This is a genomic window from Pseudomonas sp. LBUM920, assembly GCF_003852315.1.
Taxonomy (GTDB): Bacteria; Pseudomonadota; Gammaproteobacteria; order Pseudomonadales; family Pseudomonadaceae; genus Aquipseudomonas.
The window spans coordinates 888,737-912,757 of the sequence record NZ_CP027762.1; the positions used below are offsets into that span (position 1 = coordinate 888,737).

Here is a 24,021-nt window from a genome sequence, read left to right on the forward strand (position 1 = left end):
GGGTCAGATCGCATTACGCAGGCTGAGGTTTTCAGGGTGCGGTTGCAGGTAGGCCTGCTGCGCGATGTAACGGTCCGGGTGTTGGCGGAAGTGGTGTTTGAGCAGGGTCAATGGCACCACCAGCGGTACGATGCCGGTACGGTACTGGCCGATGACGGTTTGCATTTCCTGCTTGTCGTCGGCGCTGATGGCCTGTTTGAGGTAGCCGCTGATGTGTTGCAGCACATTGGTGTGAGTGCCGCGGGTGGCGCATTTTTTCAGGCCGGTCATCAGCTCGCTGAAATAGCCGGCGGCCAGTTCGTCGAGGCGGGTGTCCTTGCCCATGCTGCCCAGCAGGTGGCCGAGGCTTTTGTAATGCACCGGGCTGTGGGCCATCAGCAGGTATTTGTAGCGCGAGTGAAATGCCAGCAGGCGGTGGCGGGTCAGGCCCTCGGCCAGCAGTTGTTGCCAGCTGGCGTACACAAAGACGCGGGTCAGGAAGTTCTCCCGCAACACCGGGTCATTCAGCCGACCGTCTTCTTCCACCGGCAGGTTGGGGTGGCGTGCGCAGAACGCCTGCGCGTAGATGCCGCGCCCGCCGCCGTCGACAGGTGTGCCGTTTTCACGGTAGACCTTGACCCGTTCCAGGCCACACGACGGCGACTTCTGCATGAAGATGTAGCCGCACAGGTCGGTGTGTTCCAGCGCCATCTGCTGGCCGTATTCGTCCAGTGGCTGCGTAACGTTAAGTTCACGGCGCACCGTGCCGACGGCCTGCGGCTGGGCCGGGTCGCCCACCAGGCGGATCGGTTCGCGGGGGATGCCCAGGCCGATTGCAACTTCAGGGCACAGCGGCACGAAGTCGAAGTAATCAGCGAGCGTCTGGCTGCACAGCAGGGATTGTTTGTGTCCGCCATTGAAGCGCACGTTCTCGCCTAACAGGCACGCGCTGATGGCGATCTTCGGTTTTCCAGTGCTGGACATGTTCAAACCTCTCCGAGATTCCTGTACAAACTCTTGAGTCTGTACAACTAAATCTCATCATAGGTTTGATGCTGTACAAGTCAAATATTTTGTACAAGTATTTTCGGGCGAACTACTTCCAGCCAATTCGCCAGTCTTCGGCATTTTGCAACGTTTGCCAGGCCAGGCGTTCAGCACGGCGAGTCATGACGGCTTGCAGCTCGATTTCCCGCACAGTGCCTTCCTCGTCACGGAACAATTCTGTGACCAAGAAGTGTTTCTCCTTGTTGCGAGGACGAGCTGCTGTCCACTTCGACAGCAGCAGTTTGGCGGGATTGATGCGGTTCATTGCAGGTGCTCGATCAAACGTCGCGCCGCTTCCTGGCCGCTGAGCCAAGCGCCTTCGACCCGGCCGGACAGGCACCAGTCGCCGCACACATACAAGCCCAGGTCAGCATCGGCCAGGACCCCGAATTCATGCGCGTTGGAGGGTCGCGCGTACAGCCAGCGATGCGCCAGGCTGAAAGAAGGCGCGGGCATGGCACTGTGCAGCAGCTCTGCGAAGGCGCCGTGCAGGTGTTCGATCACGGCTTCTTTGGGCAAGTCCAGGTGCGCCTTGCTCCACGCGCTGGTGGCGTGCAGCACCCACGTGTCGAGGGTGGTATCGCGCCCCGGTTTGCTGCGGTTGCGCGCGAGCCAGTCAAGCGGGCTGTCCTGGACGAAACAGCCTTCCATTGGTGTATCCAGAGGTTTGTCGAAAGCCAGCGCGATGGCCCAGGTCGGGTCCATTTTCACACCCGCAGCGGCACCCGCCAGCTTCGGCGCGGCGGCGAGCAGCGCGGTGGCCTGGGGCGCCGGCGTGGCAATCACGACGTGACTGAACGGGCCGTGATTGCCGCCGTCGGCGTCCAGCAGGTTCCAGTGCTGTTTGCCCTGGAACACTTCGGTGATGCGGCAACCGAATTCCACCGGCAAATCATCCAGCAGCGCACGGGTGATAGCACTCATGCGCGGCGTACCGACCCAGCGGATTTGCTCGTCGGGAGAGGGCGTGAGCTGACCGGACTTGAAGTTGTACAGCTGGGGTTTCCACTGCTCGGCCCAGCCGTTGCTTTGCCAGCGTTGCACTTCGTTGACGAAGCGCCGGTCGCGGGCTGTGAAGTATTGCGCACCCATGTCCAACGCGCCGGCGTCGCTGCGCTTGCTGGACATGCGGCCGCCGCTGCCGCGGCTTTTATCGAAGAGTTGTACAGCGTGCCCCGCGTCTCTTAACGCTCGGGCGGCGGAGAGACCGGCGATGCCGGTGCCGATGATCGCGATGGGAACAGTCATGGGAGGCCTCGTTTTACCGTTGGGTACAGACTACGCCGACACCAATAGCTGTACAATATTGTTTTTTGGTATAAGTTTTGGCGTACCTGTTCTTACGGCGTGGCCTATGGTTAAAGCTAAGGCTCAACCAAGAGCCACGCCCGATTGCAATTGATCCCTGCTTATAAAATAGACCAGTGATCGGCGGCGAACGTTACATGAGGAGTGTCCCATGCATATTTTGCTGACCGGCGGTACCGGCTTGATCGGTCGCCAGCTGTGCCAACGCTGGCTTGCCCAAGGGCATCGCTTGACCGTTTGGAGCCGTGAACCGGACACCGTTGCCAAGTGGTGCGGTGCGCAAGTGTTGGGCGTTGGCCGCTTGCAAGACGTGATCGGCAGCGTGGATGCGGTGGTCAATCTGGCCGGCGCGCCCATTGCTGATCGGCCCTGGACCAAAAAGCGCAAGGCCTTGTTGTGGAGCAGCCGCATCAGTCTCACCGAAACGCTGTTGGCGTGGATGGAAGGCCAGGCGCAAAAACCGCAGGTGCTGATTTCCGGTTCGGCGGTCGGTTGGTACGGTGACGGCGGCGAGCGCGAATTGACCGAGGCCAGCGGCCCGGTGCAGGACGACTTCCCGAGCCAGCTGTGTATCGCCTGGGAAGAAACGGCTCTGCGCGCCGAAGCCATGGGCATCCGCGTGGTGCTGGTGCGCACCGGCCTCGTGCTGGCGGCGAAGGGCGGCTTTTTGTCGCGGCTGTTGCTGCCGTTCAAGCTGGCGCTGGGCGGGCCGATCGGCGATGGTCGGCAGTGGATGCCGTGGGTTCATATCAAAGATCAAATCGCCCTGATTGATTTTCTTCTGCACAAGGCGGACGCCAGCGGTCCTTATAATGCCTGCGCGCCACACCCGGTGCGCAACCGCGAATTCGCCAAGACCCTGGGCCAGGTGCTGCACCGTCCCGCGTTCATGCCGATGCCGGCGTTTGCATTGAAGGTCGGGCTGGGTGAGTTGTCCGGGTTGTTGCTCGGCGGGCAAAAAGCTGTGCCCGAACGGCTGTTGGCGGCCGGTTTCACTTTTCAGTTCACTGAGTTGCACGCGGCCCTGGAAGACTTGTCCAGCCGCCTCTAGAGATAGGATGTTGCATGACGGATCACGCGTTGTTACTGGTCAACCTGGGTTCACCGGCCTCCACTTCGGTGGCCGATGTGCGCAGCTACCTCAATCAGTTCCTGATGGACCCTTACGTGATCGACCTGCCGTGGCCGGTGCGGCGGTTGCTGGTGTCGCTGATCCTGATCAAGCGCCCCGAGCAGTCGGCGCATGCCTACGCGTCGATCTGGTGGGACGAGGGTTCACCGCTGGTAGTCCTGAGTCGGCGTTTGCAGCAGCAAATGACCGCGCAGTGGACGCAGGGCCCGGTGGAGCTGGCGATGCGTTATGGCGAACCGTCGCTCGAAACGACGCTGACGCGCCTGGCCGCCCAGGGGATCAAGAAAGTCACCCTGGCGCCGTTGTACCCGCAGTTTGCCGACAGCACCGTGACCACCGTGGTTGAAGAAGCCAAACGTGTGGTGCGCGACAAAAAGCTCAACGTGCAGTTTTCGATCCTGCAGCCCTTTTACGATCAGCCGGAATACCTCGAGGCACTGGTTGCGAGCGCCCGGCCGTACGTCGAGCAGGATTACGATCATTTGCTCCTGAGTTTTCACGGCCTGCCCGAGCGTCATCTGAAAAAGCTCGACCCCACCGGCGGGCATTGTTTCAAGGATGCAAACTGCTGCCAGAACGCGTCGCCCGAGGTGCTTGCCACCTGCTATCGCGCGCAATGCTTCAGCGTTGCACGGGAATTTGCCGCGCGCATGGGCCTGCCGGATGGCAAGTGGTCGGTGGCATTCCAGTCGCGCCTGGGCCGGGCAAAATGGATCGAACCCTACACCGAAGCCCGCCTGGAAGCCCTGGCCCAGCAAGGCGTGAAAAAGCTGCTGGTGATGTGCCCGGCGTTTGTTGCCGATTGCATTGAGACGCTGGAAGAGATTGGGGATCGTGGGTTGGAGCAGTTCCGCGAAGCAGGCGGCGAGGAGTTGGTGTTGGTGCCGTGCCTCAATGATGACCCGCAGTGGGCTGCGGCGCTGAATACGTTGTGTGAAAGAGCGCCGCTGGCACTTTAACCCGTTTGTCGAAACGATAGAGATCAACTGTGGGAACGGGCTTGCCCGCGAATGCGCATTGTCAGTCAACGACTGTATTGACTGATGTGGCGCCTTCGCGAGCAAGCCCGCTCCCACAGGGTTTTGTAGGGCTTATTCGTGATGCGGTTCACCCAGGAACGTCAGCGAACTGAACAGCCCGCGCGTCGCCACATCGGCATTGTCCTTGAGCGGGATCTCCACCTGCGCCGCGATCACATTCAACCCTTCGTTACGCACCAGCACCTGGGCGCGACCATCTTTGCCGGTCTCGGTGCTCAAGGTGTTCGGCGCATTGCGATAGTCGCCCACCAGCTTGATCCCCGCCGCAGGCTTGCCATCCAACAGCACCCGTACCGGCAGTGACCGGCCAGGTCCTACCGTCAGCGGGTCCACTTCAGGCAGGATCAGCAGCTTGATCTGATCCAGCTTCGGCAACTTTGCCCCCGGCTGATAAATCGCCAGGCTGTATTTGAAGGTCTGGGTCGATGCAATCGCCCCCGGCACATGGCTGCGGCCCTGGTTGATCCACTTCTTGTCCGGCGTTTGCGACCACATGCCGTTATCCAACGCCACGGCTAAAACGGCGGGCGATTTGAGCGGCTTGAGGCGCGCGTGGTCGGCAAGGCGCTCTACGGTGACCGGAATCATCTTGGCGCTGGCGTCATACGCCCAGGCGCCGCTGATTTTCTCGGCCTTGAAGGCGTTGTCCTCGGCGCCGTGGCCGTAGATCACTTCGATATTGCCGCGCCGCTGTTCGGTCCACAGGCCGTGGGCAGAAACTTGGCTGGCACACAGCAGGCCGAGCACGGCCAGGGATTTTAAGGCTTGCATGGGAGCGTCCTTTTACAGGTTGAGGGTCAGGCTGACGGTGACGTTGCGCGGCTCACCGGGCGTGACCCAGTAATTGCTGTAGGAGCGCTCGTAGTACTTTTCGTCGAATAGGTTGTTGAGGTTCAGGCCCACGGTGACGCTGTCGCTGGCTTTGTAATGCGCCAGCAGGTCGACGGTGTGGTAAGCAGGCAGTTCGAAACGGCTGCCAGCCTCGCCGGAGCGGTCACCGACGTAGGTGAACGCTGCGCCCAGGTCCGAGCCGCGCAACACGCCATTCTGGAATTCATACACGCCCAGCAGGCTGGCGCTGCGCTTGGCCACGCCGAGAATTCGGCTGCCGGTAGGGATGGCTTTGTCACCCTTGGTCACTTCGGCGTCGATGTAGGCGAAGGCGCCGATGACGCGTACGGCGTCGGTCACTTGCCCACTCAGTTGCAGGTCAACACCCTGGCTGCGCGCCTTGCCCATGGCGCGCTGGGTATCGGTGGCGGGGTCGAGGGCGAGGACATTTTTCTTTTCGATGTGGAAGGCGGCGAGGGTGGTGCTCAGGCGATCGTCGAACAGCTCGCTCTTGAGCCCAATTTCATAACCGACGCCTTCTTCTGGCTCGAAGGATTTACCGCCGGCATCCAGGCCGTTGTTCGGTTTGAACGACGTTGACGCGTTGGCGAACACGCCGACTTGCGGCGTGAGTTGGTAGAGCAAGCCGGCGCGCTGGGTCAGGGCATCATGGGTTTGCCGGCTCTTGGCGTGGTTGCGGGTGAAGTCATCGGTGCTTTGTTCGACGTGTTCGAAGCGCGCACCGAGCATGCCGCGCAGGCGGTCGGTGAAGACGATCTGGTCCTGCAGGTTCAGTGCCTGGCTCTTCACCTGTTCGAAGACGTCGGTGCCGGAGCGCGCGCCGTTGGGTTTGGCCTGGCCATAGATCGGTTTATAGATGTCGATGGGGTAGAGGCTGCCGGCAATCGCCGTCACGCGTTCTTTTTTGCGGTAATCCTCGTATTCGCTGCCGATCAGCAGTTCATGCTGCCAACTGCCGATGTCGAACAGGCCGCGCAGTTCGAGCTGGGTAATGCTGTCATGCCAACCGGTGGAGCGTTCGCGATAGCGGCGGTTGACGGTGTGGCCGTCGGCATTCAGCGCGCGGCTTTCCGAGGCGTCGCCCCACAGGCTGCCCTGTTTGTAGTGGCTGGCGAGGCGCACTTGCCAGGCGTCGTTGAGGTGGTGTTCCACGGCGGCCTGGAGGCGGTTGTTGTGGTTGCGGATGTTGCCGTCGTTGGGCTCGCCGAGGAAGGTCGAGCGGGACATGCCATGGGGCGCAACGATGCCACGGTCGAAGGTTGAGCTGTGGCGCACGAACTCGCTTTCCACAAGCAGGCGGGTGTCCGGGTCCAATTGCCAGCTGAAAGATGGCGCGACGAATACGCGCTTGGCGTCAACGTGGTCGCGAAAGCTGTGATTGTCTTCCACCGCCAGGTTCACGCGCGACAGCATGCGGCCGTCGCTGTCCAGTGGCGTGTTCACATCAAGGGCTGTGCGGTAGCGGTCCCAGCTGCCGGCACTGGTTTGCACGGTGGTGAAGGCTTGCGGTTGGGGTTCTTTGCTGACGATGTTGACGGTGCCGCCGGGATCGCCACGCCCGTAGAGGCTGGCGGCAGGGCCTTTGAGCACTTCAATGCGCTCGATATTGGCCGCGTCTGGCGTGCTCGGGTAGCCACGGTTGGCGCTGAAACCATCCTGGTAGAACTGCGAAGTAGTGAAGCCGCGCACGCTGTACTCGTAAAGCGTCAGGCCGCCGAAGTTGTTTTGCTTGGACACGCCGCCGGCAAATTCCAGGGCGCGTTCCACGCTGGTGCTGCCCAAGTCGTTGAGCACCGTGGCGGGAATCACGCTGATCGATTGTGGGATGTCACGCAGGGCCGTGTCAGTTTTGGTCGCGCTGGCAGAGCGGGTGGCGCGATAGCCTTTGACGGGGCCCGTGGCAGATTCATAGGGGTCGCCGGTGACGCTGATGGTGTCCAGTTCGACAGTGTTGTCTTGGAGGTAGTTGTCTTCGGCGTAGGCGGGGTCGAGCAGCAATCCCAAGGCCAAACCAGCCAGTGGGGTAAATCTACGAGGCGGCATAATAGAACGTTCCAATGTCTATATTGAAACAATATAACATGCCTAATGAGAATGGATTTCTTTTGAAATATTACGTTACAGGAGCCCGTGAACGGGCTCCCAATCCCGTTATTCCTCTTCTTTCACCGGCGCCGGCGGTGGACGCAGGCCGATTTCTGCCAGCAGTTTGATCTCTTTGCCGTTGCGCATTACCTGGATTGCCACCTTGTCGGTCGGCTTGATCCGCGCGACCTGGTTCATCGACTTGCGGCCATCACCGGCCGGTTCGCCATCAATGCTCAGGATCACATCGCCCAGTTGCAGGCCGGCTTTCTGGGCCGGGCCGTCGCGGAAGATCCCGGCGACCACGATGCCAGGGCGTCCGGTCAAACCGAACGACTCAGCCAATTCCTTGGTCAGCGGCTGTACTTCGATGCCCAGCCAGCCACGAATCACCTGGCCGTGCTCGATGATCGACTTCATCACTTCCATGGCCAGCTTCACCGGGATCGCAAAACCGATGCCCTGGGAGCCGCCGGATTTGGAGAAAATCGCCGTATTGATGCCGGTCAGGTTGCCATTGGCATCCACCAAGGCGCCGCCGGAGTTGCCCGGGTTGATCGCTGCGTCGGTCTGGATAAAGTCTTCGTAGCTGTTGAGCCCCAACTGATTACGCCCGGTGGCGCTGATGATGCCCATGGTCACCGTCTGGCCGACGCCAAACGGGTTGCCGATCGCCAGTGCCACGTCACCGACGCGCAGCCCTTCAGAGCGGCCGATGGTGATCGAGGGCAGGCTTTTCAAATCGATCTTCAGCACCGCGAGGTCGGTTTCCGGGTCGCTGCCAACCACACGGGCCAGGGTTTCGCGCCCGTCGCGCAGGGCCACGACGATCTGGTCGGCACCCGTGGTCACGTGGTTGTTGGTGAGGATGTAGCCTTCGGGGCTCATGATCACCCCGGAACCCAGGCTGGATTCCATGCGGCGCTGCTTGGGGCCGTTGTCGCCAAAATAGCGGCGAAATTGCGGGTCTTCAAACAGCGGATGTGCCGGTTTGTTGATGACCTTGGTGGTGTACAGGTTGACCACGGCGGGCGCGGCGATGACCACAGCGTCCGCATAAGTCACCGGACCTTGCACCACCGAACTGGTTTGCGGAGCCTGTTGCAGGTTCACATCAAGGCTGGGTAGGCCCACCCACTGGGGATAACGCTGAATAATCAGCATCGCGATCAGCACGCCAGCCAACAATGGCCATCCAAAAAAACGCAGTGCCTTGAGCATCAAGTAAGTCCTGACAGGTTGCAGGGGGCGGGAGAGCGCCCATAATGTCGCGCATTATACGAGGCTGCGAGCGCCTCGGAACGGGATATTTAGGAGTCTTTTATGGCCGTCCCCCTTACCACCCTCGTCGAGGAAGCGGACCGCTACCTTGGCAGCGCAAAAATTGCCGATTATTGCCCCAATGGCCTGCAGGTCGAGGGCCGTCCGCAGGTGATGCGCATCGTCAGCGGCGTGACCGCAAGCCAGGCGCTGCTCGATGCCGCGGTCGAAGCCCAGGCCGACCTGGTGCTGGTGCACCACGGTTATTTCTGGAAGGGCGAAAACCCATGCATCACCGGCATGAAACAGCGCCGCCTGAAAACCCTGCTCAAGCACGACATCAGCCTGCTCGCCTACCACCTGCCGCTGGACCTGCACGCGGACGTGGGCAATAACGTGCAACTCGCCCGCCAGTTGGACATTACCGTCGAAGGCCCGCTGGACCCGAGCAACCCCAAAATCGTCGGCTTGGTCGGTTCCCTCGCCGAGCCCCTGTCGCCTCGCGACTTTGCTCGCCGTGTGCAGGATGTGATGGGCCGTGAGCCGCTGCTGATCGAAGGCAGCGAAATGATCCGCCGCGTCGGTTGGTGCACGGGCGGCGGTCAGGGTTACATCGACGACGCGATTGCCGCTGGCGTCGACTTGTACCTGAGCGGCGAGGCGTCCGAGCAAACCTTCCACAGCGCGCGGGAAAACGACATCAGCTTTATCGCTGCCGGGCACCACGCCACTGAGCGCTATGGCGTGCAGGCGTTGGGCGATTACCTGGCGCGGCGTTTTGCCTTGGAGCATCTGTTCATCGATTGCCCCAACCCGATCTGAGCCTCACAGCAGGCCCCTGTGGGAGCTGGCTTGCCTGCGACAGCATCACCGCCATTTGCCTGACTGACCGAGGTGCCTGTATCGCAGGCAAGCCAGCTCCCACAAAAAGCTCGCTCCCACATTCGACCGAGTTGGGCCAAACCCAGCGGCATATTCATATATCGTTTCGATCTAGCCGGCTCCCTGAATAGAAGAAGGTGCTGTGCTAGCATGCCCCGCTCGAACACGGCCCGCTGGCCGTCCATAAGATCGTTTTTCCGTGAGTAGCCATGGTCGACAAACTGACGCATCTGAAACAGCTGGAGGCGGAAAGCATCCACATCATCCGCGAGGTCGCCGCCGAGTTCGACAACCCGGTGATGCTCTACTCGATCGGTAAAGACTCCGCCGTGATGCTGCACCTGGCGCGCAAGGCCTTCTTTCCGGGCAAGCTGCCGTTCCCGGTGATGCACGTCGACACCCGCTGGAAATTCCAGGAGATGTACAAGTTTCGCGACAAAATGGTCGAAGAGCTTGGCCTGGACCTGATCACCCACGTCAACCCGGACGGCGTGGCGCAGGGCATCAACCCGTTCACCCACGGCAGCGCCAAGCACACCGACATCATGAAAACCGAAGGCCTCAAGCAGGCCCTGGACAAGCATGGTTTCGACGCAGCCTTCGGCGGTGCCCGTCGCGATGAAGAGAAATCCCGCGCCAAAGAGCGCGTGTACTCGTTCCGCGACAGCAAGCACCGCTGGGACCCGAAAAACCAGCGCCCGGAGCTGTGGAACGTCTACAACGGCAACGTCAACAAGGGTGAGTCGATCCGTGTGTTCCCGCTGTCCAACTGGACCGAGCTGGACATCTGGCAGTACATCTACCTGGAAGGCATTCCGATTGTGCCGCTGTACTTCGCCGCCGAGCGCGACGTGATTGAAAAGAACGGCACGTTGATCATGATCGACGACGACCGCATCCTCGAGCACCTGTCCGACGAAGACAAAGCCCGAATCGTCAAAAAGAAAGTACGTTTCCGTACCCTTGGCTGCTACCCGTTGACGGGCGCGGTGGAGTCCGAAGCCGAGACGCTGACGGACATCATTCAGGAAATGCTCCTGACGCGAACTTCCGAGCGCCAGGGCCGTGTCATCGACCACGATGGCGCAGGCTCGATGGAAGATAAAAAACGTCAGGGTTATTTCTAAGGGGCTGTCACCAATGTCGCATCAATCTGATTTGATCAGCGAGGACATCCTCGCCTACCTGGGCCAGCACGAGCGCAAGGAAATGTTGCGCTTCCTGACCTGCGGCAACGTCGACGACGGCAAGAGCACCCTGATCGGGCGCCTGCTGCACGACTCCAAGATGATCTACGAAGATCACCTGGAAGCCATCACCCGCGATTCGAAGAAATCCGGCACCACCGGCGATGACATCGACCTGGCCTTGCTGGTCGACGGCCTGCAGGCCGAGCGCGAGCAGGGCATCACCATCGACGTGGCCTACCGCTATTTCTCTACCGCCAAGCGCAAATTCATCATCGCCGACACTCCCGGCCATGAGCAGTACACCCGCAACATGGCCACCGGCGCCTCCACCTGTGACCTGGCGATCATTCTGATCGACGCGCGTTACGGCGTGCAGACTCAGACCCGTCGCCACAGCTTCATCGCCTCGTTGCTGGGCATCAAACATATCGTGGTGGCCATCAACAAGATGGACATCAACGGCTTTGACCAGAGCATCTTCGAGCAGATCAAGGCCGATTACCTGAAGTTTGCCGACGGTATCGCGTTCAAGCCAAGCACCCTGGCCTTCGTGCCGATGTCGGCGCTCAAGGGCGACAACGTGGTGAACAAGAGCGAGCGTTCGCCCTGGTACACCGGCCAGTCGCTGATGGAGATTCTCGAAACCGTCGAGATCGCCAACGACCGCAACTACACCGACCTGCGTTTCCCGGTGCAGTACGTCAACCGTCCGAACCTGAACTTCCGTGGTTTCGCCGGCACCCTGGCCAGCGGCATTGTGCACAAGGGCGACGAAGTCGTGGTGCTGCCGTCGGGCAAGAGCAGCCGCGTCAAATCCATCGTCACCTTCGAGGGTGAGCTGGAGCACGCAGGCCCGGGCCAGGCCGTGACCCTGACCATGGAAGACGAGATCGACATCTCCCGTGGCGACCTGCTGGTGCATGCCGACAACGTGCCGCAAGTGACCGACGCCTTCGACGCCATGCTGGTGTGGATGGCCGAAGAGCCGATGCTGCCGGGCAAGAAATACGACATCAAACGCGCGACCAGCTACGTGCCGGGTTCCATCACCAGCATCGTGCACCGTGTGGATGTGAACACCCTGGCCGAAGGCCCGGCGAGTTCGCTGCAACTGAACGAGATTGGCCGGGTCAAGGTCAGCCTCGATGCCGCCATCGCGCTGGACGGTTACGACAGCAACCGCACCACGGGTGCGTTTATCGTCATTGACCGTTTGACCAACGGCACTGTGGCCGCAGGCATGATCATCGCGCCGCCGGTCAACCATGGCGGTTCGGCGCAACACGGCAGCCTTGCTCATGTCGCCACTGAAGAGCGCGCTCTGCGTTTCGGCCAGCAGCCGGCCACCGTGTTGTTCAGCGGCCTGTCGGGCGCGGGCAAGAGCACCTTGGCCTACGCGGTTGAGCGCAAGCTGTTCGACATGGGCCGTGCGGTGTTTGTACTGGATGGCCAGAACCTGCGTCACGACCTGAACAAAGGCTTGCCGCAGGATCGAATCGGTCGTACTGAAAACTGGCGTCGCGCCGCTCACGTGGCGCGCCAGTTCAACGAAGCCGGTCTGCTGACCCTGGCCGCGTTCGTTGCCCCGGATGCCGAGGGCCGCGAACAGGCCAAGGCGCTGATCGGTGCCGACCGCCTGCTCACCGTGTACGTGCAAGCGTCGCCGCTGGTGTGCGCCGAGCGTGATCCGCAAGGCCTGTACGCGGCGGGTGGGGATAACATCCCTGGCGAGTCCTTCCCGTACGATGTGCCATTGAATGCCGACCTGGTCATCGACACTCAGGCTTTGTCGCTGGAAGACAGCGTCAAGCAAGTGCTGGAACTGTTGCGTCAACGCGGCGCGATCTAAACCTCGCCGCCACAAAAAAGCCCGCCACCGATGACTCGGTGGCGGGCTTTTTCATGGAGTCTTGAAAACAACTCGGTCAACTGTGGGAGCGGGCTTGCTCACGAAAACGGAGTGTCAGTCAATACATGTGAGGCTGACGCACCGTATTCGCGAGCAAGCCCGCTCCCACATTTTGATCAGTGGCGCTCTGGGAAGTCTGTGTGCAGTTTGTCCAGCAGCGCATCCTTGTCTTCCCACAGCTGGTTGATCCAGCCCTGAAACGCCAACCGGTACTCCCCATCCTGCTCATAATTCTTGCCGATAAACCCGGCCGGAATCTGCACTTCTTCAAAGTGCACCACCACGTCCTTCACATTCCCGCAGAGCAAATCCCAATAGCCTGGGCGCCCGGCAGGGTAGTGAATAGTCACGTTCACCAGTGACTTCAATTGCTCGCCCATGGCGTCCAGCACAAACGCAATCCCGCCGGCTTTAGGCTTGAGCAGGTAGCGAAATGGAGATTTCTGCTGGGCATGCTTGCCCGGCGTAAAACGTGTTCCTTCGGCAAAGTTGAAAATGCCCACCGGGTTGTCGCGAAATTTCGCACAGGTTTTGCGGGTGGTTTCCAGGTCTTTGCCTTTCTTTTCCGGGTGCTTCTCGAGGTAAGCCTTGGTGTAGCGCTTCATGAACGGAAAACCCAGCGCCCACCACGCCAGGCCTATCACCGGCACCCAGATCAGTTCCTGCTTGAGGAAGAACTTCAGCGGGCGAATCCGCCGATTGAGCACGTACTGCAACACCATGATGTCCACCCAGCTCTGGTGGTTACTGGTCACCAGGTACGAGTGCTCGTAGTCCAGCCCCTCAAGGCCGGTCAGGTGCCAGCGCGTGCGCCGTACCAGGTTCATCCAGCCCTTGTTATTGGTGACCCAGGCTTCGTGGGTGTGGTTCATCAGCCATTCGCTGAAGCGCTTGGCAAATGGCAGCGCCTTGAACAGCGCGACGATAAACAGAAACGAGCACAGCAAGATCGTGTTCAGCGCCAACAACAAGGACGCGATCACCCCGCGCACGGCGGCAGGTAGAAAATCCAGCATTTAAATATCCATAGGTCGGTTGGCGGCTTGAATCGCAGTCAGGGCGATGGTGTACACGATGTCGTCGACCTGAGCGCCGCGCGGCAGGTCGTTCACCGGTTTGCGCAGGCCTTGCAGCATCGGCCCCAGGCTTACGCAATCGGCGCTGCGTTGCACGGCCTTGTGCGTGGTGTTGCCGGTGTTCAGGTCCGGGAACACAAACACCGTGGCCTTGCCGGCGACCAGGCTGTTGGGCGCCAGCTGCCGGGCCACAGTTTCGTTGGCGGCGGCGTCGTACTGCAACGGCCCGTCGATCAGCAGCGAGCTTTGTTGTTCGTGGGCGAGCAGGGTGGCTTCGCGGACTTTCTCCACTTCTTCGCCACTGGCCGAATCGCCGCTGGAATAGCTGATCATCGCCACGCGCGGCGTAATGCCGAACGCGGCGGCCGAGTCGGCGCTTTGCAAGGCGATTTCCGCCAATTCCGCCGCGCTCGGGTGTGGGTTCATCACACAGTCGCCGTAGACCAGCACTTGCTCGGGGAACAGCATGAAGAACACCGACGACACCAGGGTGCAGCCCGGCGCCGTTTTAATCAGCTGCAGGGCAGGGCGGATGGTGTTGGCGGTGGAGTGGATGACGCCGGAGACCAGGCCATCCACTTCGTCCAGCGCGAGCATCATGGTGGCAATCACCACCGTGTCTTCCAGTTGCTGCTCGGCCATCGGCGCGTTGAGGCTCTTGCTCTTGCGCAGCGCGACCATCGGTTCGACATAACGCTGGCGAATCAGGTCCGGGTCGAGAATCTCCAGGCCTTCGGGCAGCTCGATGCCGTGGGCGCGGGCCACCGCTTCCACGTCCGCCGGTTTGGCCAGCAGCACGCAACGGGCAATGCCGCGCGCCTGGCAGATGGCGGCAGCTTGCACGGTCAACGGCTCGCTGCCTTCGGGCAACACGATGCGTTTGTTAGCGGCCTGGGCGCGCTGGATCAGCTGATAGCGGAACACGGCCGGCGAAAGGCGCATCTCCCGTGGCGTGCCGCAACGCTGATGCAGCCAGCGTGCATCGAGGTGGCTGGCGACGAAATCGGTGATGATTTCTGCGCGCTCGCGGTCATCAATCGGGATTTCTTTGTTGAGGCTGTTGAGTTGGTTGGCGGTGTCGTAGGAACCGGTGCTCACCGACAACACCGGCAGCCCGGCCTGGAACGCGCCCCGGCACAGATCCATGATGCGCGGGTCGGGCAGGGTGTCGCTGGTCAGCAGCAGGCCGGCCAGCGGCACGCCGTTGATCGCGGCCAGGCTGACGGCGAGGATGATGTCGTCGCGGTCGCCTGGGGTCACCACCAGCACGCCGGGTTTGAGCAGCTCCACGGTGTTACGCATGGTGCGCGCGCAGATGATGATTTTGGTCATGCGCCGGGTTTCGTAATCGCCGGCGTTGAGGATCTGGGCGCCCATCAGGTCGGCCACGTCGCGGGTGCGCGGCGCGTTGAGTTCGGGCTGGTAGGGGATGCAGCCGAGCAGGCGGAAGTCGCCGCTGCGCAACAGTGGCGAATGCTCTTTGAGGCGCGCCGAGAACGCTTCCATGCTTTCGTCGGTGCGTACTTTGTTGAGAATCACGCCCAGCACTTTCGGGTCTTTCGGGCCGCCGAACAGTTGCGCCTGCAGCTCCACCCGGCCAGAGAGTTCGGTGAGTACTTCGTTTTCCGGCGCCGAGACCAGGATTACTTCCGCATCCAGGCTCTTGGCCAGGTGCAGGTTGACCCGCGCCGCATAGCTGGCGCTGCGGGTTGGCACCATGCCTTCGACGATCAACACGTCCTTGCCCACGGCGGCTTGCTGGTAAAGGGTGATGATTTCTTCCAGCAGCTCGTCGAGCTGGCCGTCGCCGAGCATCCGTTCTACGTGGGCCAGGCCCAGCGGTTGTGGCGGTTTCAGGCCGTGGGTGCGTGCCACCAGCTCGGTGGAGCGCTCGGGGCCGGTGTCGCCCGGGTGAGGTTGGGCAATGGGTTTGAAGAAGCCGACTTTCAGCCCGGCCCGTTCAAGGGTACGCACCAGCCCAAGGCTGATGGAGGTCAGACCCACACCAAAATCGGTGGGCGCGATAAAAAAAGTCTGCATGCGAATTCTCTGGAGTTGCATGGCTTCGGTGGCGCTCTATGGTTGAGCACCTACCGGGAATCAGACGCCAAGGTTATCGTTATTCGAGCGCTTGCGCACACCAGCCACACGCAAAGGGTTGGCCTATTTTTTCAAGGCGTTGCGCAGGATCCAGGACCCAGGCGCGCGACTGCCATGGCGGTTGGTGGCGCAGGTGCTGGGTGTGGCCGCAGGACAGCTCGGCGACCCAGTGCCGGTCGTCATCCTGGTGGAATCCGAGGATGAAGGATGCCGTTGATCGGCCCCGTCTGTCCGGGTTGTGTTCGCTTTCGGGCAAATCCTTGTTTAGACTTGTCCGTTCTTCATTCTTATGCAAAAGGTCTCGCCCCATGACGATCGCCGCTAACAAGGCTGTCTCCATCGACTATACCCTGACCAACGACGCTGGTGAGGTCATCGACAGCTCCGCCGGCGGCGCGCCGCTGGTCTACCTGCAAGGCGCAGGTAACATCATCCCGGGCCTGGAAAAGGCTCTGGAAGGCAAGAACGTCGGTGACGAACTGACCGTCGCCGTAGAACCTGAAGATGCCTACGGCGAATACTCCGCCGAACTGGTCAGCACTTTGAGCCGCAGCATGTTCGAAGGCGTTGACGAGCTGGAAGTGGGCATGCAGTTCCACGCTTCCGCACCGGACGGCCAAATGCAGATCGTCACCATCCGCGATCTGGACGGCGATGACGTGACTGTTGACGGTAACCACCCTCTGGCTGGCCAGCGCCTGAACTTCCAAGTGAAGATCGTTGCCATCCGCGACGCTTCCCAAGAAGAAGTGGCCCACGGCCACGTTCACGGTGAAGGCGGTCATCACCATTGATTGTGGTTTGATCAATAGGTAGCAAAAACGCCCCGACTGGTTCGGGGCGTTTTTTTTGCCTTGAAAATGTACCCCAGTCCAAATGTGGGAGCGGGCTTGCCCGCGAAGGCGGTGTCAGTCAGCACATGCATTAACTGACACACCGCCTTCGCGAGCAAGCCCGCTCCCACAAGGAGAACTGTGGTGATTCTGCAAGCAAACAAAAATGCCCCGCACCTTTCGGTACGGGGCATTTCTTAACTGTTACGCAACCTGGGCTACGTGGCAGTTTTTACCACTTAGGCTGCTGCAGCGACGTTCAGAGCCTTGATGTGGCCATTCAGGCGGCTCTTATGACGAGCGGCCTTGTTCTTGTGGATGATGCCTTTATCGGCCATACGGTCGATAACTGGCACGGCCAGAACGTAAGCAGCTTGGGCTTTTTCAGCGTCTTTGGTGTCGATGGCTTTAACTACATTCTTGATGTAGGTACGAACCATGGAACGCAGGCTGGCGTTGTGGCTGCGACGCTTCTCAGCCTGTTTTGCACGTTTTTTGGCGGAAGGTGTGTTGGCCACCGTCGAGCTCCTCGAAAGACTTTTTAGGAAATAGCAAACAAAATAGGCCGCGAATCATGCCGATGACTTGATGGGTTGTCAAGGGCGGCTGATGCGAACTGCTGAGTGGTCGATCTGAAGAGGCGGGTGATTTATTTCCGGCGCTTGACCTGTAAACTCGCGAGCTTTGGCTCTGTGCTGTTGCAGGCGCGCAGTATCGCATAAGTGGGCGCTTTGTTCGCCTGCTCTTTATCTATAGGCGCAAACTCTTTCAATGAATCTGCTCAAATCGTTGGCTGCCGTCAGCTCTATCACGATGATCTCCCGGGTTTTGGGGTTCGTGCGTGACACCCTGCTGGCGCGCATTTTTGGCGCCAGCATGGCCACGGATGCGTTCTTTATTGCCTTTAAATTGCCCAACCTGCTGCGACGGATCTTCGCCGAGGGAGCATTTTCCCAGGCGTTCGTGCCAATCCTGGCCGAGTACAAAACCCAGCAGGGCGAAGAAGCCACCCGCACCTTTATCGCGTACGTTTCGGGCCTGCTGACCCTGGTGCTGATGCTGGTCACCATCGCCGGCATGCTCGCCGCGCCCTGGGTGATCTGGGCCACGGCGCCGGGTTTTGCCAATACACCGGAAAAATTCGCGCTGACCACTGATCTGCTGCGAGTGACCTTTCCTTATATATTGCTGATTTCCCTGTCGTCCCTGGCTGGGGCGATCCTCAACACCTGGAACCGTTTCTCGGTGCCGGCCTTCGTGCCAACGCTGCTGAACGTCAGCATGATTATTTTCGCGCTGTTCCTGACGCCGTACTTCGACCCGCCGGTGATGGCCCTGGGCTGGGCCGTGCTGGCCGGTGGCCTGGCGCAATTGCTGTACCAGCTGCCGCACCTGAAAAAGATCGGCATGCTCGTGCTGCCGCGCCTGAACCTCAAGGACACCGGCGTCTGGCGCGTGATGCGCAATATGTTGCCGGCGATCCTCGGGGTCTCTGTCAGTCAGATTTCGCTGATCATCAATACCGCGTTCGCCTCGCTGCTGGTTTCAGGCTCAGTGTCCTGGATGTACTACGCCGACCGTCTGATGGAGCTGCCGTCCGGCGTGCTCGGCGTGGCCCTGGGCACCATTTTGCTGCCAACCTTGTCGCGCACCTATGCGAGCAAGGACCGCCAGGAGTATTCGCGGATCCTCGATTGGGGCCTGCGCCTGTGTTTTATGCTGGTACTGCCGTGCTCTCTGGCCTTGGGCATCCTGGCCGAACCGCTGACTGTGTCGCTGTTTCAATACGGCCAATTCAGCGCGTTTGATGCCTCGATGACCCAGCGTGCGCTGGTCGCCTACTCCGTTGGGTTGCTCGGCATTATTGTGATCAAGGTGCTGGCGCCGGGGTTCTACGCCCAGCAAAACATCCGCACACCGGTCAAGATCGCAATCTTCACCCTGATCGTCACTCAACTGCTTAACCTGATATTCATCGGTCCGCTGGCTCACGCCGGCCTGGCCCTGGCCATCAGCGCTGGTGCTTGCATCAATGCCGGCCTGTTGTTTTACCAACTGCGCAAACAACAGATGTACCAGCCTCAACCAGGCTGGGGGATGTTCGCCCTCAAGCTGCTCGTGGCGGTGGCGACCATGTCGGCCGTGTTGCTGGGCCTGATGCACTTTATGCCCGCCTGGGACCAAGGCCATATGCTGGAGCGCTTCATGCGCCTGGGCATTTTGGTGGTTGCCGGCGTGGTGGTGTACTTCGGGATGTTGCTGCTGCAAGGCTTTCGTCTGCGTGATTTCAATCGCAAGTCCCTGGGATAGAGACTTTGCCGCGATAAAACGGTTGTTTTATCGATTCGATCCATTTGGCCTGCGCTGTTGCCTGTCGTCCGGGGCCGGGTGTGGTTATAATCGACCACTTTATGAGCAAGAAGCGCGTTATGCAGCTGGTTCGAGGTCTCCACAACCTGCGCCCCGAGCATCGGGGCTGCGTCGCCACTATTGGCAACTTTGACGGTGTTCACCGTGGCCACCAGGCTATCCTGGGCCGGCTGCGTGACCGCGCGGTCGAGTTGGGCGTGCCCAGCTGCGTGGTGATTTTTGAGCCGCAGCCACGGGAATTCTTTACCCCGGAAACGGCGCCGGCGCGCTTGGCGCGTTTGCGCGACAAGCTGCAGCTGCTGACCGAAGAGGGCGTGGACCGTGTGCTCTGCCTGGCTTTCAACCAGCGTCTGCAAAGCCTCAGCGCCGCCGAGTTCGTCGACCGTATCCTGGTGGATGGCCTGGGCGTACAGCATCTGGAGGTCGGCGATGACTTCCGTTTCGGTTGCGACCGCGTCGGGGATTTCGACTTCCTGCAGCACGCCGGCGTGAATCAAGGTTTTACCGTCGAAGCCGCGCAAACCGTCGAACTGGACGGTCTGCGCGTGAGCAGTACCCAGGTGCGTAATGCGCTGGCCGCTGCCGACTTCGCCTTGGCCGAGCGTTTGCTCGGCCGCCCGTTCCGCATTGCCGGGCGGGTACTGCACGGCCAGAAGCTGGCGCGCCAACTGGGCACGCCAACCGCCAACGTGCAACTCAAGCGCCGTCGTGTGCCACTGACCGGGGTTTACCTGGTGAGCGTCGACATCGACGGCCAATCGTGGCCGGGAGTCGCCAACATAGGCGTCAGGCCCACGGTTGCAGGTGATGGCAAGGCCCACCTGGAAGTTCACCTTTTGGATTTTGCCGGTGATTTGTATGACCGGCGTTTGACGGTGGTTTTCCACCAGAAGCTGCGTGAAGAGCAGCGTTTCGCCTCGCTTGAGGCGTTGAAAACGGCGATCAATGCGGATGTCGCCGCCGCCCGTGCACTAGCCGCACCTAGCGCCCATCGCTAACCGAAGAGCCTTAAATGACCGACTATAAAGCCACGCTAAACCTTCCGGACACCGCCTTCCCAATGAAGGCCGGCCTGCCACAGCGCGAACCGCAGATCCTGCAGCGCTGGGACAGTATTGGCCTGTACGGAAAGTTGCGCGAAATTGGCAAGGATCGTCCGAAATTCGTCCTGCACGACGGCCCTCCTTATGCCAACGGCACGATTCACATCGGTCATGCGCTGAACAAAATTCTCAAGGACATGATCCTGCGCTCCAAAACCCTGTCGGGTTTCGACGCACCTTATGTTCCGGGTTGGGACTGCCACGGCCTGCCGATCGAACACAAAGTCGAAGTGACCTACGGCAAAAACCTGGACGCGGATAAAACCCGTGAACTGTGCCGTGCCTACGCCACCGAGCAGATCGAAGGGCAGAAGTCCGAATTCATCCGCCTGGGCGTGTTGGGCGAGTGGGACAACCCCTACAAGACCATGAACTTCAAGAACGAGGCCGGAGAGATCCGTGCCTTGGCCGAAATCGTCAAGGGCGGCTTTGTGTTCAAGGGCCTCAAGCCCGTGAACTGGTGCTTCAACTGCGGTTCGGCCCTGGCCGAAGCGGAAGTCGAGTACGAAAACAAAGACTCGTCGACCATCGACGTGGCCTTCCCGGTTGCCGACGACGCCAAGCTGGCTGAAGCCTTTGGCTTGGCATCGCTGGCCAAGCCGGCCGCCATCGTGATCTGGACCACCACCCCGTGGACCATCCCGGCCAACCAGGCGCTGAACGTGCACCCGGAATTCACCTATGCCCTGGTGGACGTCGGTGACCGCCTGCTGGTGCTCGCAGAAGAAATGGTCGAAGCCTGCCTGGCCCGTTACAAGCTGCAAGGTGAGGTGGTCGCCACCACCACGGGCTCCGCGCTGGAAATGATCAACTTCCGTCACCCGTTCTATGATCGTTTGTCGCCGGTGTACCTGGCTGACTACGTCGAGCTGGGCTCGGGCACTGGCATTGTTCACTGCTCGCCGGCCTATGGCGTGGACGACTTTGTCATCTGCAAGAAGTACGGCATGGTCAACGACGACATCATCAACCCGGTGCAAAGCAACGGCGTTTATGTGCCTTCGCTCGAGTTCTTCGGTGGCCAGTTCATCTTCAAGGCCGACGAACCGATCATCGACAAGCTGCGCGAAGTCGGTGCGCTTATGCAAACCGACACCATCAAGCACAGCTACATGCACTGCTGGCGCCACAAGACTCCGCTGATCTATCGCGCCACCGCGCAGTGGTTCATCGGCATGGATAAAGAGCCGACCAGCGGCGATACCCTGCGCAATCGTGCGATCAAGGCTGTCGAGGACACCAAGTTTGTTCCGTCCTGGGGCCAGGCGCGCCTGCACTCGATGATCGCCAACCGTCCGGACTGGTGCATCTCCCGCCAGCGTAACTGGGGCGTGCCGATCCCGTTCTTCCTGAACAAGGAAAGCGGCGAGCTGCATCCACGCACCGTCGAACTGATGGAAGTCGTGGCTCAGCGTGTTGAGCAGGAAGGCATCGAAGCCTGGTTCAAGCTGGACGCCGCCGAGCTGCTGGGCGACGAAGCGCCGCTGTACGACAAGATCAGCGACACCCTCGACGTGTGGTTCGACTCCGGCACCACCCACTGGCACGTGCTGCGCGGTTCGCACCCGATGGGCCACGAAACCGGCCCGCGTGCCGACCTGTATCTGGAAGGTTCGGACCAACACCGTGGCTGGTTCCACTCCTCCTTGCTGACCGGCTGCGCCATCGACAACCACGCGCCGTACCGCGAGCTGCTGACCCACGGCTTCACCGTCGACGAGACGGGCCGCAAGATGTCCAAGTCGCTGAAGAACGTGATCGAGCCGAAAAAGATCAACGACACCTTGGGCGCCGACATCATGCGTCTGTGGGTAGCGTCGACTGATTACTCGGGCGAAATCGCCGTGTCGGACCAGATCCTGGCCCGTAGCGCCGATGCCTACCGCCGTATCCGTAATACCGCACGCTTCCTGCTGTCGAACCTGACCGGTTTCAACCCGGCCACCGACATCCTGCCGGCCGAGGACATGCTCGCCCTGGACCGCTGGGCTGTGGACCGTACTCTGTTGCTGCAGCGTGAGTTGCAGGAAAGCTACGGCGAATACCGTTTCTGGAACGTGTACTCGAAGATCCACAACTTCTGCGTGCAGGAGCTGGGTGGTTTCTACCTCGATATCATCAAGGACCGCCAGTACACCACCGGCGCCAACAGCAAGGCACGCCGTTCGGCGCAGACCGCGCTGTATCACATCTCTGAAGCGCTGGTGCGCTGGATCGCACCGATCCTGGCCTTCACCGCCGACGAACTGTGGGAATACCTGCCGGGCGAGCGTAACGAATCGGTGATGCTCAATACCTGGTACGAAGGCCTGACCGAACTGCCGGCTGACTTCGAACTGGGCCGCGAGTATTGGGAAGGCGTGATGGCCGTCAAAGTTGCGGTGAACAAGGAGCTGGAAGTTCAGCGTGCGGCCAAGGCCGTCGGTGGCAACCTGCAAGCCGAAGTCACCCTGTTTGCCGAAGAAGGCCTGAGCGCCGACCTGGCCAAGCTGAGCAACGAACTGCGCTTCGTGCTGATCACCTCGACCGCCAGCCTGGCACCGTTTGCCCAGGCGCCAGCGGACGCCGTGGCCACCGAAGTACCGGGCCTCAAGCTGCAAGTGGTCAAGTCGGCCTTCCCTAAGTGCGCCCGTTGCTGGCACTGCCGTGAAGACGTAGGCGTGAACCCTGAGCATCCGGAAATCTGCGGTCGTTGCGTGGACAACATCAGCGGTGCCGGCGAGGTTCGCCACTATGCCTAACACCAGCCGTTTCGGACGTCTGGGCTGGCTCGTACTGAGCGTGCTGGTGCTGGTCATTGACCAGCTCAGCAAGGCTCATTTCGAAGGCGCCTTGCAGATGTACCAGCAGATTGTGGTCATTCCTGACTACTTCAGCTGGACCTTGGCCTACAACACCGGCGCGGCCTTCAGCTTCCTCGCCGACAGCTCCGGCTGGCAGCGCTGGCTGTTCGCGCTGATCGCCGTGGGGGTCAGTGCCGTGCTGGTGGTCTGGCTCAAACGCCTGGGCCGCGATGACACCTGGCTCGCCATCGCCCTGGCCTTGGTGCTGGGCGGCGCGCTGGGTAACCTTTACGACCGCATTGCCCTGGGCCATGTGATCGACTTTATCCTGGTGCATTGGCAGAACCGCTGGTACTTCCCAGCGTTCAACTTTGCCGACAGCGCCATCACCGTCGGTGCAATCATGCTGGCGTTGGACATGTTCAAAAGTAAGAAAACCGGAGAGACCGTCAATGACTGATCAGGTATTGGCTGAGCAACGCATCGGCCAGAACACGGAAGTCACTTTGCATTTCGCACTGCGCCTGGAGAATGGCGACACGGTCGACAGCACGTTCGACAAAGCCCCGGCGACCTTCAAGGTCGGCGACGGCAACCTGCTGCCGGGTTTCGAAGCTGCACTGTTCGGTTTCAAGGCCGGTGACAAGCGCACCCTGCAGATTTTGCCGGAAAATGCTTTTGGCCAGCCCAACCCGCAAAACGTACAGATCATCCCGCGTTCGCAGTTCCAGGACATGGACCTGTCGGAAGGCCTGTTGGTGATTTTCAACGATGCGGCGAATACCGAGCTGCCCGGCGTGGTGAAAACCTTCGATGACACGCAAGTGACCATCGACTTCAACCACCCGTTGGCCGGTAAAACCTTGACGTTTGACGTCGAAATCATCGACGTTAAAGCGCTCTGATCAACGACGCTGGCTCCTGTGGGGCTGGTTTATGTGGGAGCTGGCTTGCCTGCGATAGCATCACCTCGGTGTACGTGATACACCCGGTCGTCTGCATCGCGGGCAAGCCCGGCTGCCACAGGGGCTCACTCCTGTAGAGTTGAGTTGATCCAATTTCTTGCCCTGCA

Annotated in this window: 21 protein-coding genes; 11 read left to right on the forward strand and 10 right to left on the reverse strand. The window is 60.6% G+C overall.

Going from position 1 to position 24,021, the window contains the following annotated elements; genetic code table 11:
• Positions 1 to 3 precede the first annotated feature (3 nt).
• The 3 genes from C4J83_RS03920 to C4J83_RS03930 form a co-directional block, all read right to left on the reverse strand.
• Positions 4 to 963, reverse strand: a complete 960-nt coding sequence (locus tag C4J83_RS03920) for a YbgA family protein (RefSeq protein WP_119736486.1) — start codon at positions 961 to 963, stop codon at positions 4 to 6.
• A 112-nt stretch (positions 964 to 1,075) separates the two neighbouring features.
• Positions 1,076 to 1,291, reverse strand: a complete 216-nt coding sequence (locus tag C4J83_RS03925; protein WP_124416394.1) for a TIGR02450 family Trp-rich protein — start codon at positions 1,289 to 1,291, stop codon at positions 1,076 to 1,078.
• Complete coding sequence (locus tag C4J83_RS03930; RefSeq protein WP_124416395.1) at positions 1,288 to 2,274, reverse strand: NAD(P)/FAD-dependent oxidoreductase; 987 nt, start codon at positions 2,272 to 2,274, stop codon at positions 1,288 to 1,290. The genes C4J83_RS03925 and C4J83_RS03930 overlap by 4 nt, the downstream gene beginning before the upstream one ends.
• Before the next feature lie 211 nt (positions 2,275 to 2,485).
• Between C4J83_RS03930 and C4J83_RS03935 the strand changes: the two genes are divergently transcribed.
• Entirely contained in the window at positions 2,486 to 3,385 is a 900-nt protein-coding gene (locus C4J83_RS03935; RefSeq protein ID WP_106578575.1) for a TIGR01777 family oxidoreductase, read from the forward strand.
• Between the two features lie 14 nt (positions 3,386 to 3,399).
• Entirely contained in the window at positions 3,400 to 4,425 is a 1,026-nt protein-coding gene (hemH, locus tag C4J83_RS03940; RefSeq protein ID WP_124416396.1) for a ferrochelatase, read from the forward strand.
• A 132-nt stretch (positions 4,426 to 4,557) separates the two neighbouring features.
• Here hemH and C4J83_RS03945 read toward each other — a convergent pair whose 3' ends face one another.
• The 3 genes from C4J83_RS03945 to algW all read right to left on the reverse strand — a co-directional run bounded on the left by C4J83_RS03945 (position 4,558) and on the right by algW (position 8,664).
• On the reverse strand, positions 4,558 to 5,277 hold the full coding sequence (locus C4J83_RS03945; protein ID WP_119736494.1) for a DUF4198 domain-containing protein: 720 nt from the start codon (positions 5,275 to 5,277) through the stop codon (positions 4,558 to 4,560).
• 12 nt (positions 5,278 to 5,289) lie between these two features.
• The gene (locus C4J83_RS03950) at positions 5,290 to 7,401 is read right to left on the reverse strand and encodes a TonB-dependent siderophore receptor (RefSeq protein WP_124416397.1); all 2,112 of its coding nucleotides are present in this window, start codon (positions 7,399 to 7,401) and stop codon (positions 5,290 to 5,292) included.
• Positions 7,402 to 7,509: 108 nt separating this feature from the next.
• Positions 7,510 to 8,664, reverse strand: coding sequence for a Do family serine endopeptidase AlgW (algW, locus tag C4J83_RS03955; protein ID WP_106578579.1), 1,155 nt, complete (start codon positions 8,662 to 8,664; stop codon positions 7,510 to 7,512).
• A 102-nt stretch (positions 8,665 to 8,766) separates the two neighbouring features.
• Between algW and C4J83_RS03960 the strand changes: the two genes are divergently transcribed.
• From C4J83_RS03960 to cysN, 3 genes are all read left to right on the forward strand, one after another.
• A complete protein-coding gene (locus C4J83_RS03960) occupies positions 8,767 to 9,525 on the forward strand; it encodes a Nif3-like dinuclear metal center hexameric protein (protein ID WP_119736499.1) in 759 nt (252 codons plus the stop codon).
• A 269-nt stretch (positions 9,526 to 9,794) separates the two neighbouring features.
• The gene (gene cysD, locus C4J83_RS03965) at positions 9,795 to 10,712 is read left to right on the forward strand and encodes a sulfate adenylyltransferase subunit CysD (protein ID WP_017137614.1); all 918 of its coding nucleotides are present in this window, start codon (positions 9,795 to 9,797) and stop codon (positions 10,710 to 10,712) included.
• A gap of 13 nt (positions 10,713 to 10,725) precedes the next feature.
• The gene (gene cysN / locus C4J83_RS03970) at positions 10,726 to 12,624 is read left to right on the forward strand and encodes a sulfate adenylyltransferase subunit CysN (RefSeq protein WP_106578581.1); all 1,899 of its coding nucleotides are present in this window, start codon (positions 10,726 to 10,728) and stop codon (positions 12,622 to 12,624) included.
• Positions 12,625 to 12,800: 176 nt separating this feature from the next.
• On the opposite strand, the gene yihG is transcribed toward cysN, so the two are convergent.
• The 3 genes from yihG to C4J83_RS03985 all read right to left on the reverse strand — a co-directional run bounded on the left by yihG (position 12,801) and on the right by C4J83_RS03985 (position 16,170).
• On the reverse strand, positions 12,801 to 13,700 hold the full coding sequence (gene yihG / locus C4J83_RS03975; RefSeq protein ID WP_124416398.1) for a 1-acylglycerol-3-phosphate O-acyltransferase, YihG family: 900 nt from the start codon (positions 13,698 to 13,700) through the stop codon (positions 12,801 to 12,803).
• Positions 13,701 to 15,800: a phosphate acetyltransferase gene (gene pta / locus C4J83_RS03980; protein WP_106578583.1), complete on the reverse strand. Its 2,100-nt coding sequence runs from the start codon at positions 15,798 to 15,800 to the stop codon at positions 13,701 to 13,703.
• Between the two features lie 79 nt (positions 15,801 to 15,879).
• Positions 15,880 to 16,170 (reverse strand): DUF3565 domain-containing protein, encoded by a 291-nt coding sequence (locus C4J83_RS03985; protein ID WP_106578584.1) that lies wholly within the window; start codon positions 16,168 to 16,170, stop codon positions 15,880 to 15,882.
• Here C4J83_RS03985 and C4J83_RS03990 point away from each other — a divergent pair.
• Positions 16,169 to 16,654, forward strand: coding sequence for an FKBP-type peptidyl-prolyl cis-trans isomerase (locus C4J83_RS03990; protein ID WP_003188398.1), 486 nt, complete (start codon positions 16,169 to 16,171; stop codon positions 16,652 to 16,654). The two genes, C4J83_RS03985 and C4J83_RS03990, sit on opposite strands and share 2 nt — an antisense overlap.
• Before the next feature lie 278 nt (positions 16,655 to 16,932).
• Here C4J83_RS03990 and rpsT read toward each other — a convergent pair whose 3' ends face one another.
• Entirely contained in the window at positions 16,933 to 17,211 is a 279-nt protein-coding gene (gene rpsT, locus C4J83_RS03995) for a 30S ribosomal protein S20 (RefSeq protein WP_003171647.1), read from the reverse strand.
• Positions 17,212 to 17,464: 253 nt separating this feature from the next.
• Between rpsT and murJ the strand changes: the two genes are divergently transcribed.
• From murJ to fkpB, 5 genes are all read left to right on the forward strand, one after another.
• Positions 17,465 to 19,003, forward strand: a complete 1,539-nt coding sequence (gene murJ / locus C4J83_RS04000) for a murein biosynthesis integral membrane protein MurJ (RefSeq protein WP_124416399.1) — start codon at positions 17,465 to 17,467, stop codon at positions 19,001 to 19,003.
• Positions 19,004 to 19,122: 119 nt separating this feature from the next.
• The gene (ribF, locus tag C4J83_RS04005) at positions 19,123 to 20,061 is read left to right on the forward strand and encodes a bifunctional riboflavin kinase/FAD synthetase (RefSeq protein WP_164487907.1); all 939 of its coding nucleotides are present in this window, start codon (positions 19,123 to 19,125) and stop codon (positions 20,059 to 20,061) included.
• Positions 20,062 to 20,075: 14 nt separating this feature from the next.
• A complete protein-coding gene (gene ileS / locus C4J83_RS04010; protein WP_124416401.1) occupies positions 20,076 to 22,907 on the forward strand; it encodes an isoleucine--tRNA ligase in 2,832 nt (943 codons plus the stop codon).
• The gene (lspA, locus tag C4J83_RS04015) at positions 22,900 to 23,409 is read left to right on the forward strand and encodes a signal peptidase II (RefSeq protein ID WP_119736507.1); all 510 of its coding nucleotides are present in this window, start codon (positions 22,900 to 22,902) and stop codon (positions 23,407 to 23,409) included. The genes ileS and lspA overlap by 8 nt, the downstream gene beginning before the upstream one ends.
• A 7-nt stretch (positions 23,410 to 23,416) precedes the next feature.
• The gene (gene fkpB, locus C4J83_RS04020) at positions 23,417 to 23,854 is read left to right on the forward strand and encodes an FKBP-type peptidyl-prolyl cis-trans isomerase (RefSeq protein ID WP_169875912.1); all 438 of its coding nucleotides are present in this window, start codon (positions 23,417 to 23,419) and stop codon (positions 23,852 to 23,854) included.
• Positions 23,855 to 24,021: the final 167 nt, after the last annotated feature.